Genomic DNA, 14702 nt, shown 5'->3' with positions numbered 1-14702 from the left:
CCATGAGCGGTATTTATTTAGCACGGACTAATCAGAAATTAAGTTTCACACGTATTCATCTTGAGCTACTAAAGCAAGCTCAAGATGATACCAGCTGGAATAAACATGCACTCATTGAGTCATTTAATGAATCTGTTCTTTTTCACTTGATGTCAGCCTATGACGCGTTTTTACGTGAAATTGCAGAAGTTTATAAAGTGGATACTGAAACCTTAGAGGGTTACCGCTCTTTAGCTGCTGAGCTTGAAGTTACGGGTGTTGAAAGCCCAGAGCTAAAACAATTAAGTGTGTTAGAGAATGATTCGACAGCTTGGCTACATAAGATGATAGGTGCTTATGAAGCGTGTTGGCATGGTGCGGATAAGAAAGGGGCTACTAGCGATACTAAAAGCCTGTCAGAGATCCATGTGTTGCAGGTTAATCCTGATCATGCGGAAGATAAGGCGATTATAGTCGAGTATGAAGGTTGGTTTAATGCTTTGTCTCAGTTAGTTGATTCTCTGAGAGAAGGAATGCAGGAGTGGTAAAGTAAGTGTCAGGTATAGCGTCGGAAATGGTATTGGAAATAATAGAGCTTGAAAATGGTGAATTAGCCATACGGAATGCAGATAGTGATGCAGAGCCAATGATTAAGGTCAATTTCTCATCTGAGTTGAAAGATAAGTTAAATGGGCACTATCTTGACGTAGCGCGGGTCATGTTAACCGCAGGTATTCAGATGGTTGCCGAATCAGGTTTTGACTTGGATAATAATGCCGAGCCTGAGTCAGAGCCAGAACCTATTATTCATTAAACTGGATTGCAAAAGCCCTCTTATCTATCAGGGCCTTAGCTATGCTGCCTGCGACGTATAACTATTCCGTGGCTTTGCCCTTGCTTTGCCGCATTTTCTAGCTCATTTAGCTCCCTTTCTGACAGGTAACCAGGCCATGAAATGACGGAGTGGCTTGTGCCTGTGCTTAAAGCCTGTTTAGCTAAAGCGAAGGTGCTGTGCTTGTTATCTGGGTTTAACAGAATTACTTTGTTTAGATCTATGCCCGCGTCAGCTAGAAGCTGTTTAGGTAAAAGTACAGGGGGAGCGATCCAGACAAACCATCTATCATCTTGACTCAGTTGTGCCAGTAGAGGCATGAGCATAGGGATGTTAGAGAAGTTGTTATTTTGCACTACAATCTCTGTAACACTGCCAGCTAACTCCGATTTTGTAGAAGGGGTTACCGGAAGGGATGTAACTTTAGCTGATACTTTGTTTTTTAGAAGAACAAGTGGAGCCTTAGTACTTACTGGAAGTGCCATCATTTTTAGTTACCTCTGCGAATTACACCAACGCTTAAGCCTTCAATCGCGATATCTTGCTCTTTCAAGTCAATGACAATCGGTTCAAATTCTTCATTTTCAGCGATAAGATAGACGATATTTCCCTCTTTCTTAAAACGCTTAACCGTGACTTCATCTTCAATTCTTGCAACGACAATTTCGCCATCTTTTGCTGTATTACATTGGTGTACAGCGAGTAGGTCGCCATCCATAATTCCAATGTTTCTCATACTTTCACCTTTTACTCGAAGCAGATAATCTGCTTTGGGTTGGAAAAAGTTTGAAGAAATTGTGCAGTGATCTTCTACATGTTCTTCGGCTAATATGGGAGAACCCGCCGCCACTTGGCCTATAATAGGAATACCTAAGTCTGCTTCGAGTTCAGGAACTCTGATGCCTCTTGAGGTTCCAGGGATAATTTCAATCGCCCCTTTTTTAGCTAAGGCTTTCATATGTTCTTCCGCCGCATTAGCGGATCGAAAGCCTAAATCTTTGGCAATATCAGCACGGGTAGGTGGATAACCCGTTTCGCCGATATGGCGCTTAATGCATTCTAGAACTTCAGTTTGTCGTTTAGTTAGTTTCATAATATTGTCTGTTTGTTTATACAGTACGTGTATTTTTATACAGTATTTTGTGTTTGTAAAGAAACTTATGTTTTTTTATACAGTGTTTTTTGTTTTTATCCCTAGTGAGCTGTTAGAATTGTCCTTAGACATTCAATCCTGAGCTCGGTACTTCTTTTGTTAGATAAGCAACTTAAACAGTCGATACAGCAGGCCTATAGTACGTTTTTAAGTAACCGTGGCTTGCAATCTCGTTATGGCCAAAAAATGATGATTGCTGAGATTGCGCGTACGCTGGCCTCTATTTCTCAGAATAGTGAGGGGGAGCGTAATGGGGGGGCTCATATCAGTGTGACTGAGGCAGGAACGGGCACGGGTAAAACTTTGGCCTATCTTCTTGCTGCGGTTCCCATTGCCCAGCAGCGAAAGAAAAAGGTTGTTGTGTCTACAGCCACCGTAGCCTTGCAAGAACAGTTAATTATGAAAGATCTGCCTCAATTAGTGACGGAGGCGGGTGTTAGTCTTACTTACGGTTTAGCAAAAGGTCGGGGTCGTTATTTTTGTATTTCTAATGCTGAAAAAGTACTAGAACAGCAAAATGAGTTAGGGCAGATCGCGTTGTATGAAGATGAAGTCGCGCAGAAAATTGATCAGTCAGATATTGCTCAAGTTCAGGAGTTGCTGAGTTTATATGCCTCTGGAGAGTGGGATGGCGATCGTGATGGATTAAAAAATACTGTGGCTGATCCTATTTGGCGATTATCCACCAGTGATCACATGCAGTGTACTAATCGGCGGTGCAGTAATTTTTCAATTTGTCCTTTTTTTAAAGCCCGACAAGAGCTTGACCGCTGGGATTTGATTGTTGCAAACCATGATTTAGTGTTAGCGGATCTCTCTCTTGGTGGTGGTGCGATTCTTTCCGCTCCGGAAGATACGATCTATATTTTTGATGAAGGTCACCATCTTGGTACTAAAACTACAGGTCATTTTTCCTATAGATTACGTGTAAAGTCTAGTCAGCGCTGGTTGGCGAAAGTTACTCGTTCATTAAATAAGCTGCTAAATGACACATCAGCGCATGTAGTATTGCAGGGCTATGTAGAAAAAATGGCTAACCCCTTCTCTGATATGGAGCGTTCACTGGAGGAGTGGCAATTGCTGTTGCAGCAGTTATTAATGGATAAACTTCAGGGGACAAGTGACCGTTATCGGTTTGCCCAAGGGGTTATTCCTGAGCCTTTGCAACTTATTTGTCATAACTTTGCTACGGCAGCCGAACGTGTTGTACTAAAATTAGAGCAGATAGTCGATCTATTAAAAGAGGCGATGGATGGTGAGTTGGCTGATATTGACAGATCCGTTGCTGAAAAATGGTACCCGCAGATGGGTGTTTTTCTTTCAAGAATGCAGGCTATGTTTGGTTTAGCTCGGTCTTATGCGTCCCCTGATGAGAAAGGAGGGCTTCCAACAGCACGCTGGGTCTTGCGTGTTGATGGTAATGAAGGTTTAGATCTGGAGTGTTGTAGCAGCCCAGTATCTGCTGCTGCGACACTTCAGGAGCATCTCTGGTCTCAATGTTATGGTGCTGTTGTAACTTCTGCAACGTTAACAGCACTAGGGCGGTTTGATCGTTTGTATGCCGATTTAGGTATTCCCGTAGATAGTCCGTGCGCTATATTTCCTAGTCCGTTTGATTTTAATGAGGCTGCTGAGCTACGGGTTCCTGCAATGCGTACTGATCCTAGTAACCCGAATGATCATAATGGCGAATTGGCTGAGATTTTGTTGGCTTCTTTGCCAAACGAAAAATCGACCTTAGTGTTATTTAGTTCTTGGCGACAGATGCGGTATGTTCTTGAGCAGATGCCTGATAAGATGGTCGCCAATATTTTGGTTCAAGGTGACCTTGCAAAGCATGAGATTTTGCGACTGCATCGTGAACGTATAGATAATGAACTGCCAAGTATTATTTTTGGACTTGCTTCGTTTGCAGAAGGGGTAGATCTTCCAGGTGAATATTTGACGCATGTGGTTATTACTAAACTGCCTTTCGGCGTGCCTGATGACCCTGTGGATGCCACATATTCAGAATGGATAGAATCTCAAGGCGGCAACCCGTTTGCTGAGTGGGTTATACCTATGGCCTCAATGCGTCTTACTCAGGCGACTGGCCGGTTACTTAGAACTGAAAAAGATCAAGGTATAATTACTCTTCTGGATAGGCGTTTTATTACGCGTCGTTATGGTAAGCAGTTGTTGGCAGCATTACCGCCGTATAGGCGAAATTTTTCTTAGGATATATTGAATTGACTATAGATAATACGATGGATATGAACGAACAGAATGAGACTGAATCTAAGTCTGTATCGGCTCGTCAGCAAGTGGCGGGTAATGAAAACCCTGCTTGGAGCCCGGATCAAGTAAATGTCCCTGAGGTCGAAGGGAAGCAGCGCTTTTGTGATTTTAATCTGCCAGATACTGTTCTTCATGCTATCGCCGATCTTAATTTTGAATACTGTACAGGGATTCAGGCTGCAACAATTCCTGCTGCGCTGGATGGTAAAGATATAATTGGTAAGGCCCAGACAGGTACAGGTAAAACTGCTGCTTTTCTATTGGGAATTATCACCGACTTAATCGATTTCCCAATCGAAGAAAAACGCCGTAAGGGTGAGCCAAGGGCTTTAATTGTCGCGCCGACTCGTGAGTTAGCGTTACAAATCGCTGATGATGCTGAAAACTTAGCTAAGTATACGGATCTTCATGTAGTTAGCCTTGTCGGAGGTATGGATTACGATAAACAACGCCAAAAACTAAAGAAAAAGCCTGTCGATATTCTGGTTGCAACTCCTGGGCGTTTGATCGATTTTGTAAACCGTAAAGATGTAGATCTATGGAATGTGGAGATACTGGTTCTTGATGAAGCCGATCGTATGCTGAGCATGGGCTTTATCCCTGATGTACGTACTATTGTTCGTAATACACCGCGCAAAGGGACTGATCGTCAGACATTGCTTTACAGTGCAACGTTTACCGATGATATCTTGAGTCTGGCGGAACAGTGGACACTTGACCCTGTAGTTATTGAGATCGCTCCAGAGATCAGAACCACTGATAATGTGAGTCAAACTGTATATCTTGTGGCGGCGGATCAGAAATACCGCTTACTACGGAATTATATGGATAAAGATCAAGCTGAGAAGGTTATTGTTTTTGGTAACCGTCGAGATGAAACACGTCGCTTAGCCGAAAAATTATCTAAAGATGGGATTAAAGCGGCGCTGATGTCGGGTGAAATTCCACAGCAAAAACGTGTGCGTACCTTGGAGGATTTCCGTAATGGGAAAATCCAAGTACTGGTTGCAACAGATGTGGCTGGGCGTGGTATTCATATTGATGGTGTGACCCATGTTTTTAACTATCAACTGCCTGAAGATCCTGATGATTATGTTCATCGCATTGGGCGTACAGGGCGAGCGGGTGCTGCCGGCGCTTCTATCTGTTTTGCCTGTGAAGATGATTCCTTCCTTATTCCAGAGATTGAGGCGGAAACAGGGGTTAAGTTAAACTGTATCCACCCGGAACCTGAGCTTTTACAAGAGCCTCAAACCGCTCCTCGTACACCCAAAAAAGAGTCGCCGGTTCCGCAAGAATTAGATCTACAAACTGAAGCTGTCAGCAAAGATAGCGAAAGTGAAATTAATGGAAGTGACGATGCAGAAGGACATACACAAGACAAAGCGTCTAGCTAATATTGTTGCGGTAGTATTTAGTGCGGTGATCGCCGCATTAGGTGTTGCCGGTTATCAGCGCACAGATGATCCTTTACAGTTGATGCTTTTTTTAGGCTTGGCGTGTTTAGGGTATTTCATCGTTCTGCTGTTATTTAAAGGCATTAATAAAATGCTGGATAGCTTGGACGATTCTGTTAAATAAGTTTGTACTGGAAAAAGTCATGTCTCAGATACGTAAGGTGGCCGTTCTTGGTGGGGGTAGCTTTGGTACTGTTATCGCAAATATGGTAGCGGAAAACGGTTCTGATGTTCGTTTGTGGTTAAGAGATGAAGTGCTTGCCGAAGCTATAAATCATAAGCATGAGAACGCTCGCTACCTTCCTGGTTATACTCTGTCCGACCGTCTGTTAGCTTCAACTTCGTTACAAGATGTTTTGTCAGATGTTGATCTAGTGTTTATCTCTATTCCGAGTCAATCCTTTCGTCAGGTTGTTCAGCAAGCTCGCCCTTTTTTAAAGGCGGATCAGATGCTGGTGTCTACTACAAAAGGGATTGAAGCCCATAGCTTCCGTTTAATGAGTGAGATTCTTCGAGAGGAGATGCCCTCTGCACGCATAGGCGTACTGAGCGGACCTAACTTAGCGAAAGAGGTGGCGGCTAAGCAGCTGACGGCAACGGTTATTGCGAGTGATTGTGCTGAGTTGCGAAGTGAAGTACAGGCTAGACTTCATTCATCATATTTTAGAGTCTATGCCAGCTCAGATACTTATGGTGTTGAGTTAGGGGGAACCTTAAAAAATATCTATGCAATTGCTGCTGGCCTCAGTGCCGCTCTTGGCATGGGTGAAAACACCAAAAGTATGTTGATGACGCGAAGTTTAGCCGAAATGAGTCGCTTCGCTGTTTCTATGGGAGCAAATCCCATGACCTTTATTGGCCTTGCTGGTGTCGGCGATCTTATAGTGACTTGTATGTCTCCATTAAGCCGTAATTACCGCGTAGGTTATGCTTTAGGTGAAGGCAAAAGTCTTGAAGAGGCTGTAGAGGCTTTAGGACAGGTAGCTGAAGGTGTAAACACTATCAAGCAAGTTAAAGAGAAAGCTTCTGAAATGCAGATTTATATGCCTTTAGTGGTTGGGCTGTATGAGGTGGTTTTCAATAAAGCGCCTATTGCTGAGGTCGTCAAAATGCTAATGATGAGTGAGCAAAGCACGGATGTAGAGTTTGTTCTTCCACGTGAGGGAGTATGAAGTTCTTTTTGATGCGTCATGGTGAAGCGGAGCATTCAGCTTCATCGGATGCTAAAAGACATCTAACGACAAATGGCATTAAATCAGTAAGAGGAAGAGTGAATCAATACTCTGAGGACTTATCTGAGATTGATCTTATTATTCATAGTCCTTACCTTCGTACGATTCAGACATCGGAGATTATAGCCGATAGCCTGAACTTATCGTCGGCTCTCGTAGAGTCTGCTCTCTGGACGCCAGACTCTGACCCTTTAGTTGCACTGGAGTCGTTGGCGCATCATAGCCAGTCAACACCTATAATTGTGACCCATATGCCGCTAATCTCTTTTGTCGAAGCTTTATGCTGTGAGGGTGTAATATCTTACCCTCGATCATTTGCTTGTGCTGAAATTGCAGAGATCACGGCTGACTGGCCTGCGGCTGGGCTTGGGAGCTTGATTCGACGTTTTTAGTTTTAAGAGCGTTTTTGTCTTTTATGCGCAGCTTTTGCTGTAGCTCTAATAGCCCACTATGAGTAGGAAACATGCTCAATGCTTTGTTTAATACTTGATCCCTCTCTTGTTCCTTCCCAATTATATCGTAAGCAATGGCTAAATCTCGGTAAGTCACAATAGCAGGTGTGACTTTGACCGATTGTTCGGCCCAGTCGATATAATCTTGTGCTGGTTTTTTATTGTGATTGGATATACCAATAAGCATATTACGTCTCAGTAATAGGTAGGTCGTATACTCCCTGAAATAGGCAGATTCTAGAGATGAACGTAGGTATTGAGGTTGGCTCTGATTACGTTGCAAATAACTTACAATGCCTGCGCTTGCTATCTGTGTCTGTATTAGGGTAATTGTTGTGAAAATAGAGATAGCAACAAAACTGATCGGTATAGTTCTTTGTGCCGCCATTGATAGTTTCTGAGTTTTTACTGATTTTTTACCATGTTGATGGGTTAAAAAAAGTAGGAAAAGCAATAAAAACCAATGGGTATTAGAGATATAAAAGGGGAGTTCCACTTGAGTATGAAATACTAGAGGAAAAAGGAGAGCAGCATACCCCCAGCCTCTCTGCCAGCCTGCTTTGAATAGTTGAACTAGTGTATAAATAGCGGCTGCGAGTATGCCAATAATTGATACAATCCCACCCTCAACTAGCCAAAAGATCAACTCATTATGAGGATGGCTAAAGCGGGGAGAAGATCTAAGACTACTGTCTGTTTGCTGTTGATATTCGATGCGTTCTTCTTGGAAAACCTTTTGGAAACTCCCCAATCCGTGACCAATAAGTGGGGCTTGAGCGAAAATATCTAAGGAAAGGCTGTATATATGCCATCTGACATCAGCGCTAACTCCACCAATTGCCCTGTCTACTTTATCTGCTGTTTTCTCAAGTCCGCTTTTGCCTAAAATACCACCTGCTAAGGTTGCTATGATGAGTGCAATAAAAATTATTTTGGTCTGTCGAAATAGTTTCCAGCGACCGATAAATAGGCAGAGTAAGCCTAAGGCCGCACCGAGCAGTCCGACCCTAGAACCACTGGTTGCTATATTGTAACTTGCACCCAGTGCAGCGATTAATAAGGTTGCTTGTATCAAAAAGCTGAAAGTGCGGACAGTGGGTCGAGATGATAGGTAGTAAGTCAGCACCAATAATGTAGCCATAAATGAAGCTTGTAAATTAACTTGCTGAAATATACCTACAGGGGAGTGGTTGGTGCTTACCGGCATCATAAAGGCTAAGTTAGTCGCTCCCGTTAATGTTTGAATAACCCCATAGGCAGCAGCAATTAACCCCATAGCCAAAATTATATAAAGACTGCGCTCTATATGTTTAGATTTAAGTTGGAATTGAAAAAGGCTAAGAAAAAACAGATAGCCGCCAATAATAACGGATAATCTGACAATCCATTCAGTGGGATTGTTTTTGTCGGCAATAAAACCGGTAGCCAGAGCACCTATAGGGAAAAGTGCTAGACCCAGCCAATATTTTGGCAAAACAATTTTTTGGTTTTTGTAAATCAAAAAGCTAGCACTAGCAATTATCCAGCTTGCAACAATCCAAATGGCTCCGTTGTAAGGTAGAAACAGCCCTTCACCACCTAAATTGGGTTGATAGTAAAAAGGCGCAATTAAGAATAAACAGCCGAATAATATAAAAAAAAGGCGTTGGGGCTTTTTTAAGCTTGGGTCATGTTCTAGTTGCTGTCCTAATATCATCAAACTTTCCTTGCAGTGCTTATTTCTGCACAAGATATTACCCGAATTTCTGTTTATAGTATGTAAATAGCTTTGTTTATCAGCTGATTAGTGAGAATTTCAATGTCGGATTGTCGTGAGTATTATATCGATGCTGCTGGATATAAAGTTGCTGTCGTGGAATATGGGAACCCTAATGGGCGACCGGTATTGGCATTGCATGGATGGTTAGATAATGCGGCCAGTTTTTATCAATTAGGGCAGTATATATCAGAGATTCGTTTTATTGCTATCGATCTAGTTGGGCATGGTTTTTCAGATCATCGACCGAAAGAGATGCCTTATTATATTTGGGATAATGTGACTGACCTGTATGGAATAATAAATGCGCTAAATCTTGATCAAGTTGATTTGATTGGACATTCAATGGGCGCAAGTATCGCTATGATGTTTGCAGCTAGCTTCCCTTTGAAGGTTGATAATCTGATGTTCATTGACGGCTTAGGTCCATTGTTTTATGAAGTGGATGAGCTGCCACAGATTTTTTCTGACGCGATAATCAAAAGAGAGAAAATGCTTTTACGCTCCCTTAAGCCTTATGGGAGTTTCGATGCGGCTGTTGAAGCGCGCGCTAGCGGTCGATGGCCTGTGTCTAAAGAAGCTGCAGAGAAATTAATGGCGCGAGGGTTAACATATACGGACAAAGGTTATATTTGGAATAATGATCCTAAATTACTACTACCCTCATTGATACGTTTTAGCCCTGAACAGGTGCAATCTTTTATTCGGAAAGTGGAATCTAACGCTATAGTTATAATAGGTGAAGAGGGGGCACGTGATAGTATTATCGATCCTTGGTTAGATGATTTGACCTCTTCAGAGGTTGTCGAGTTAGTAGGTGGGCATCATCTACATTTAGATCCTCCCATAGCAAAGCTATTGGCGAGCAAAATAGATAGCTGGGAGAGTAAAAAGTAGATGGCTATTTGTTGGTTGATGAGGTTTAGTATTGGTAAACGAATCGGGATAAAAATTATGCGGTTTTCTGTTTTTCTATCTATATTATTTTATTCCACTTTTGCAGCAGCAGAGGCGGATCTTACTAATTCAAGTGATTACTTTCAGCTTGAACGTTTTCCAGGCTCTTACATTGTTCAATATGATAAAAAGGATGAAAACTATCGATTGATACTGGGTAGTTTAAAGAAAATAAAGGGCGTTGTTACACCGGAAAAAGAGCGTCGGGTTACAGGGCAATTAACACAAATTACATACCGTATACCTGAGTTGAACACGCCTGATGAAGCATTTTCAGTACTCGAAGATCAGTTGATCAAATTAGGTGCTACGAATTTATTCAAATGTACTGGGCGGGATTGCGGAAGTAGTAATCAATGGGCTAACGCTATATTTCGCTATTCTCGTTTGTATGGTTTGGAAGAGAGTCAAACCTTTGCAACTTATCGTTTAAATAATAAGTATTTTTCTCTATATGCGGTTAAACGCGGTAATAAACGTGTTTACTTAAGAGTAGAGGTGTTGGTGGAAAATGTTATTGGTATGGAAGCCCAAGCTGAGCAAGGTGATGGCATACCATTCACTGGAAAAGCATCTGAATTTAAAGCCTTAGTTAAATATTTAAAAGAGAATCCTGAGCGAACATTATGGCTTGTCGGGCAGAACTCTTCAGGCCTTACCTATAGGCAGCAATTGGATAAGGCGAATGATCAGGTTATGGCTTTAAAAACTCGCCTAATAGAGCAAGACATTGGTGCGGAGCGTATATCTTTATATTCCTTAGGTGGTTTTTCTTCAGAGCAGCGTACTGAAGTCTTAATTTTTATTGAGTAATGCTTTACTTCAAGAGAGTGGATATATGGCAACGGTTTCGCTGGTTTTAGGTAGTGGTGGTGCGCGTGGCTATGCTCATATAGGTGCGATTGAAGAGATTGAACGTAGAGGCTATGAGATTGTTTCTGTTTCAGGCAGCTCTATGGGGGCGCTTGTTGGGGGGATGTATGCGGCTGGCCGGTTAGAGGAATATAAAGCATGGGTTTCATCGCTAAATTGGATGGGCGTTGTTAAGTTACTCGATTTCACGTTGTCTAAAGGAGCGATTAGAGGAGATAGAATATTTGTGCAACTCGCTGAAATCTTAGGCCCTTGTTTAATCGAAGAGCTAGATATTGATTTTACCGCCGTTGCAGCGGATATTGCCCATCAAAAAGAGGTTTGGTATCAAAAAGGCTCACTGCTTGACGCTATTAGGGCGTCAGTGGCTGTACCGGGACTATTTACGCCTGTGATTAAAGAGGGACGGGTACTTGTTGATGGAGGAATTCTTAACCCTCTACCAATTATTCCTGTCGTGGCTGCACAAGCCGATCTTATTATTGCGATTGACTTAAATACAGGTGATTCTAGTCATAGCCATTTAACGTTGCCACGCAATCAATATTTGAATCGCAGTGGAATAAGCGATGAATGGAATATGCCAGATCACGATAGACCTGAGGAGAGGTATATTCCTAAAGCAGATAAGATTGGTGGGCGTATGGATATACTACTTAATTCAGTAGAGGTTATGCAGGCCAGCTTAGCTGAATATAAAATAGCAGGTTATCCCCCTGATCTTGTTATTCGTATACCTAAAAGCTTATGTAGTTTTTATGATTTTCATCATGCACTACCTACCATCGAATATGGGAGGCTTGCTGCTCGCGAAAGGTTAGAGGCGTTTGAGAATGGTCAGCCGCTGTAATGGCTGTCAGAATTTACTTTGAAATTTTATTTCTCTCGTTTAAGTAATACATAGAGTGCACCGGTTCCACCATCTTTTGCTTGAGCTGAACAGAAGGCCAATACGCCAGGCAATCGTTTTAACCATTCATTGACATAAGACTTTATCATGGGTTGTTCACTGGCTGATGAATGCGCTTTACCATGAACTACTATAACGCAGCGGCACTTGTTTCTACGTGCATCGAAGATGAAACGGCTGAGTTGGTCCCTTGCCTGGTCAACGGTATAACCATGAAGATCTAAGCCTTGTTCCCACGGTAGGTGGCCTTGTTTAAGGCGTTTTAAAACGCTGAACTGCACACCAGGGTTAGCAAATAGTAGCTCCTCAGTTGATTCAACTAATTCAACAGCTTGATCAGATAGGCCATCAATTACTTTCTCTTCTTCAAGTGTTGCTGCTTGGCGACGATAAAGCAGGCTGTGTTTATCCTTAGGTTTTGTTACTGAGAGGTCTGCTTTATCGTGTTTATGTTGTTGGACGCCCTCCATTGCATCAAAAAAGGATAATTCGTTAGTTGGATTATCATGCGGGTCTTTCATGGTGTTCCCAAGCAAAGTTTATTAATATGGCGGTCTTTCATAAACAAATTATCGGTCCAGAGTGTATGAGTGATCAACCCTTGTTTTCTAATTCGGTGAAAAATGAACTGTATAGCCTTAGAGATTATATTCGTTTTGCGATGAGTCAATTTGGTGAACACCGAGTTTATTTTGGGCATGGGACGGATAATGCTTGGGATGAGGCGACACAATTGGTCTTGGCCGCTGTCCATTTACCTTGGAATATAAATCCTGCTGTTTTGGACGGTCGTTTAACGGAAGATGAAAAGGAGCGGGTATTAGATTTTATTAAACTACGTACGCTAAGGCGTAAGCCATTGCCATATATCACTCATGAATCTTGGTTCTGCGAACTGCCTTTCTTTGTTGATGAAAGGGTGCTGATTCCTCGTTCTCCTATTGCTGAGCTTATTCAAAGTGAGTTTGCTCCATGGCTAAGAGAGGGGAGTGTTGATCGCATTTTAGATCTTTGTACTGGGAGTGGTTGTATTGGTATAGCTTGCGCTTATGCATTTCCCGAAGCGGAAGTTGATCTCGCGGATATTTCTAAGGGGGCACTCGATGTTGCAAATATTAACATTGAGAAACATGAGATGATTGATCGTGTGCATACCATTGAAAGTGATCTGTTTTCCGATTTGGACGGTAGAAAGTATGATCTGATTGTCAGTAATCCACCCTATGTTGATGAGGCCGATCTAGCGTCTATGCCTGATGAATATAGCCATGAGCCAGAAATCGCTTTAGGCTCAGGCCCAGATGGATTGGAGATTACGCTTAGAATTTTACGGGAAGCATCTGAATATTTAACCGATGACGGTCTTCTTGTGGTTGAAGTCGGTAATAGTGAAGTACATTTAATGGAAACTTATCCAGAGCTTCCTTTAATTTGGCTAGAATTTGAGAATGGTGGAAATGGCGTATTTACCATTACTGCTCAAGAGCTACGTGCATATAGAGATAGCATTTAATTTGCTATAATTACGCGCCTAATTTTTTATATATGTTTTTTTGTTTCTTAATGGACCGATACAATGTCAGGAAATAGCTACGGTAAACTGTTTACGGTCACCACTTTTGGTGAAAGCCACGGTAAGGCATTAGGTTGTATTGTTGACGGCTGCCCTCCCGGCATTGAATTGTCCGAAGCTGATCTTCAGCTTGATCTGGATCGTCGTAAACCAGGTACATCTCGTCATACAACACAACGTCGAGAGGCGGATGAAGTGGAGATACTATCAGGTGTATTTGAAGGTAAAACGACTGGTACACCTATAGGTTTGTTGATTAAAAATACAGACCAACGTTCTAAAGACTACTCTAATATTGAAGAGACTTTTCGACCCGCCCATGCGGATTATGTTTATACCCATAAATATGGTTTCCGTGATTATCGTGGTGGTGGGCGCTCTTCTGCCCGTGAAACAGCTATGCGGGTAGCGGCTGGAGCTATTGCTAAGAAGTTTTTGGCATCGAAAGGGGTGGAGGTAAAAGGTTATTTATCTCAGCTTGGTCCTGTAAAAATTGACCACGCAAAGTTTGACTGGAATGAAGTCCGCAATAATCCTTTTTTCAGTCCAGATGCTGAAGTAGTCGCGACTATGGAGCAGTATATGGATGACCTTCGTAAAGAGGGAAATTCGGTGGGGGCAAAAATTAGTGTGGTAGCTACAGGTACACCTGTTGGTTTAGGTGAGCCTATATTTGATCGTTTGGACGCGGATCTAGCCCATGCTTTAATGAGTATTAATGCAGTCAAAGGTGTTGAAATTGGTGATGGTTTTGATTGTGTTGCTCAAAAAGGGACTGAGCATCGGGATGAGATGACACCGGATGGTTTTCTCTCAAATCATGCGGGTGGTGTATTAGGTGGTATATCAACGGGGCAGGATATTATTGCTCATATTGCCTTAAAACCGACTTCCAGCCTTCGCTTGCCAGGCCGTAGCATTAATAGCCGTGGTGAAGAGATTGAGGTTGTGACTACAGGACGTCATGATCCTTGTGTTGGCATACGTGCAACTCCCATTGCCGAAGCGATGATGGCGATTGTGCTGATGGATCATCTACTGCGTCATCGTGGGCAAAATGCTGATGTGAAATGTGATGTGCCGATTATCACTTAACGATTGTCAGCATAATTTATAGATCAGGAAGGATAAATTAGCGATAGTTTATCCTTCTTTTAGTTTGGGGCTTCAACCTCACTTTTTGGTATAGAAAATGTCTTTCGACTTGCTAGATCACTATTCATTGTATACACAGCCTCATTTTCCACCGCG

General features: G+C 42.4%; 16 protein-coding genes. 12 read left to right on the top strand and 4 right to left on the bottom strand.

What is annotated here, in order from left to right; all coding sequences use genetic code 11:
* Positions 1 to 2: 2 nt before the first annotated feature.
* Both Q4492_RS01010 and Q4492_RS01005 read left to right on the top strand, forming a co-directional pair.
* A complete protein-coding gene (locus Q4492_RS01010) occupies positions 3 to 527 on the top strand; it encodes a DUF6586 family protein (RefSeq protein WP_067863915.1) in 525 nt (174 codons plus the stop codon).
* A 5-nt stretch (positions 528 to 532) separates the two neighbouring features.
* Positions 533 to 793: a hypothetical protein gene (locus tag Q4492_RS01005; RefSeq protein WP_303415729.1), complete on the top strand. Its 261-nt coding sequence runs from the start codon at positions 533 to 535 to the stop codon at positions 791 to 793.
* 35 nt (positions 794 to 828) lie between these two features.
* Here Q4492_RS01005 and Q4492_RS01000 read toward each other — a convergent pair whose 3' ends face one another.
* Together Q4492_RS01000 and lexA are read right to left on the bottom strand one after the other, a co-directional pair.
* Positions 829 to 1299 carry a cell division inhibitor SulA gene (locus tag Q4492_RS01000; RefSeq protein WP_303415366.1) on the bottom strand — a complete coding sequence of 157 codons (471 nt, stop codon included), beginning with the start codon at positions 1297 to 1299 and terminating at the stop codon, positions 829 to 831.
* Positions 1300 to 1301: 2 nt separating this feature from the next.
* On the bottom strand, positions 1302 to 1907 hold the full coding sequence (gene lexA / locus Q4492_RS00995) for a transcriptional repressor LexA (RefSeq protein ID WP_303415720.1): 606 nt from the start codon (positions 1905 to 1907) through the stop codon (positions 1302 to 1304).
* Between the two features lie 153 nt (positions 1908 to 2060).
* Here lexA and dinG point away from each other — a divergent pair, with 153 nt between their 5' ends.
* Genes dinG through sixA form a run of 5 tightly spaced genes read left to right on the top strand, consistent with a single transcriptional unit; the run spans position 2061 to position 7322 of the window.
* The gene (gene dinG, locus Q4492_RS00990) at positions 2061 to 4181 is read left to right on the top strand and encodes an ATP-dependent DNA helicase DinG (protein ID WP_303415365.1); all 2121 of its coding nucleotides are present in this window, start codon (positions 2061 to 2063) and stop codon (positions 4179 to 4181) included.
* An 11-nt stretch (positions 4182 to 4192) separates the two neighbouring features.
* Entirely contained in the window at positions 4193 to 5638 is a 1446-nt protein-coding gene (rhlB, locus tag Q4492_RS00985) for an ATP-dependent RNA helicase RhlB (protein WP_303415364.1), read from the top strand.
* Positions 5601 to 5822, top strand: a complete 222-nt coding sequence (locus tag Q4492_RS00980) for a hypothetical protein (protein ID WP_067863927.1) — start codon at positions 5601 to 5603, stop codon at positions 5820 to 5822. The genes rhlB and Q4492_RS00980 overlap by 38 nt, the downstream gene beginning before the upstream one ends.
* A gap of 19 nt (positions 5823 to 5841) precedes the next feature.
* On the top strand, positions 5842 to 6870 hold the full coding sequence (locus Q4492_RS00975) for an NAD(P)H-dependent glycerol-3-phosphate dehydrogenase (protein ID WP_303415360.1): 1029 nt from the start codon (positions 5842 to 5844) through the stop codon (positions 6868 to 6870).
* Positions 6867 to 7322, top strand: a complete 456-nt coding sequence (gene sixA / locus Q4492_RS00970; protein WP_303415358.1) for a phosphohistidine phosphatase SixA — start codon at positions 6867 to 6869, stop codon at positions 7320 to 7322. The genes Q4492_RS00975 and sixA overlap by 4 nt, the downstream gene beginning before the upstream one ends.
* On the opposite strand, the gene Q4492_RS00965 is transcribed toward sixA, so the two are convergent.
* Positions 7270 to 9078: a Wzy polymerase domain-containing protein gene (locus Q4492_RS00965; RefSeq protein ID WP_303415356.1), complete on the bottom strand. Its 1809-nt coding sequence runs from the start codon at positions 9076 to 9078 to the stop codon at positions 7270 to 7272. The two genes, sixA and Q4492_RS00965, sit on opposite strands and share 53 nt — an antisense overlap.
* A 102-nt stretch (positions 9079 to 9180) precedes the next feature.
* Here Q4492_RS00965 and Q4492_RS00960 point away from each other — a divergent pair, with 102 nt between their 5' ends.
* Genes Q4492_RS00960 through Q4492_RS00950 form a run of 3 tightly spaced genes read left to right on the top strand, consistent with a single transcriptional unit; the run spans position 9181 to position 11818 of the window.
* The gene (locus Q4492_RS00960; protein WP_303415355.1) at positions 9181 to 10035 is read left to right on the top strand and encodes an alpha/beta hydrolase; all 855 of its coding nucleotides are present in this window, start codon (positions 9181 to 9183) and stop codon (positions 10033 to 10035) included.
* Between the two features lie 57 nt (positions 10036 to 10092).
* Positions 10093 to 10908, top strand: coding sequence for a DUF4892 domain-containing protein (locus tag Q4492_RS00955; RefSeq protein WP_303415354.1), 816 nt, complete (start codon positions 10093 to 10095; stop codon positions 10906 to 10908).
* Positions 10909 to 10933: 25 nt separating this feature from the next.
* Positions 10934 to 11818 (top strand): patatin-like phospholipase family protein, encoded by an 885-nt coding sequence (locus Q4492_RS00950; RefSeq protein ID WP_303415353.1) that lies wholly within the window; start codon positions 10934 to 10936, stop codon positions 11816 to 11818.
* A gap of 26 nt (positions 11819 to 11844) precedes the next feature.
* On the opposite strand, the gene Q4492_RS00945 is transcribed toward Q4492_RS00950, so the two are convergent.
* On the bottom strand, positions 11845 to 12399 hold the full coding sequence (locus Q4492_RS00945; RefSeq protein ID WP_303415352.1) for a Smr/MutS family protein: 555 nt from the start codon (positions 12397 to 12399) through the stop codon (positions 11845 to 11847).
* 65 nt (positions 12400 to 12464) lie between these two features.
* Here Q4492_RS00945 and prmB point away from each other — a divergent pair, with 65 nt between their 5' ends.
* Positions 12465 to 13391, top strand: a complete 927-nt coding sequence (gene prmB, locus Q4492_RS00940; protein WP_303415350.1) for a 50S ribosomal protein L3 N(5)-glutamine methyltransferase — start codon at positions 12465 to 12467, stop codon at positions 13389 to 13391.
* 63 nt (positions 13392 to 13454) lie between these two features.
* Positions 13455 to 14546 (top strand): chorismate synthase, encoded by a 1092-nt coding sequence (gene aroC, locus Q4492_RS00935; protein WP_303415348.1) that lies wholly within the window; start codon positions 13455 to 13457, stop codon positions 14544 to 14546.
* Positions 14547 to 14702 lie beyond the last annotated feature (156 nt).

Source organism: Neptuniibacter sp. 1_MG-2023, assembly GCF_030547185.1.
Lineage (GTDB): Bacteria > Pseudomonadota > Gammaproteobacteria > Pseudomonadales > Balneatricaceae > Neptuniibacter.
The sequence above is the reverse complement of the archived record's forward strand: the minus strand, read 5'-3'. Positions and strand labels throughout refer to the sequence as shown.

Coding starts and splice junctions, on each gene's coding strand:
- aroC (WP_303415348.1), top strand. CDS start 13,455: ATGTCAGGAAATAGCTACGGTAAACTGTTTACGGTCACCACTTTTGGT.
- Q4492_RS00960 (WP_303415355.1), top strand. CDS start 9,181: ATGTCGGATTGTCGTGAGTATTATATCGATGCTGCTGGATATAAAGTT.
- Q4492_RS00980 (WP_067863927.1), top strand. CDS start 5,601: ATGCAGAAGGACATACACAAGACAAAGCGTCTAGCTAATATTGTTGCG.
- prmB (WP_303415350.1), top strand. CDS start 12,465: ATGAGTGATCAACCCTTGTTTTCTAATTCGGTGAAAAATGAACTGTAT.
- Q4492_RS00975 (WP_303415360.1), top strand. CDS start 5,842: ATGTCTCAGATACGTAAGGTGGCCGTTCTTGGTGGGGGTAGCTTTGGT.
- sixA (WP_303415358.1), top strand. CDS start 6,867: ATGAAGTTCTTTTTGATGCGTCATGGTGAAGCGGAGCATTCAGCTTCA.
- Q4492_RS01000 (WP_303415366.1), bottom strand. CDS start 1,299: ATGATGGCACTTCCAGTAAGTACTAAGGCTCCACTTGTTCTTCTAAAA.
- Q4492_RS00965 (WP_303415356.1), bottom strand. CDS start 9,078: ATGATATTAGGACAGCAACTAGAACATGACCCAAGCTTAAAAAAGCCC.
- Q4492_RS00955 (WP_303415354.1), top strand. CDS start 10,093: ATGCGGTTTTCTGTTTTTCTATCTATATTATTTTATTCCACTTTTGCA.
- Q4492_RS01010 (WP_067863915.1), top strand. CDS start 3: ATGAGCGGTATTTATTTAGCACGGACTAATCAGAAATTAAGTTTCACA.
- Q4492_RS00945 (WP_303415352.1), bottom strand. CDS start 12,399: ATGAAAGACCCGCATGATAATCCAACTAACGAATTATCCTTTTTTGAT.
- Q4492_RS00950 (WP_303415353.1), top strand. CDS start 10,934: ATGGCAACGGTTTCGCTGGTTTTAGGTAGTGGTGGTGCGCGTGGCTAT.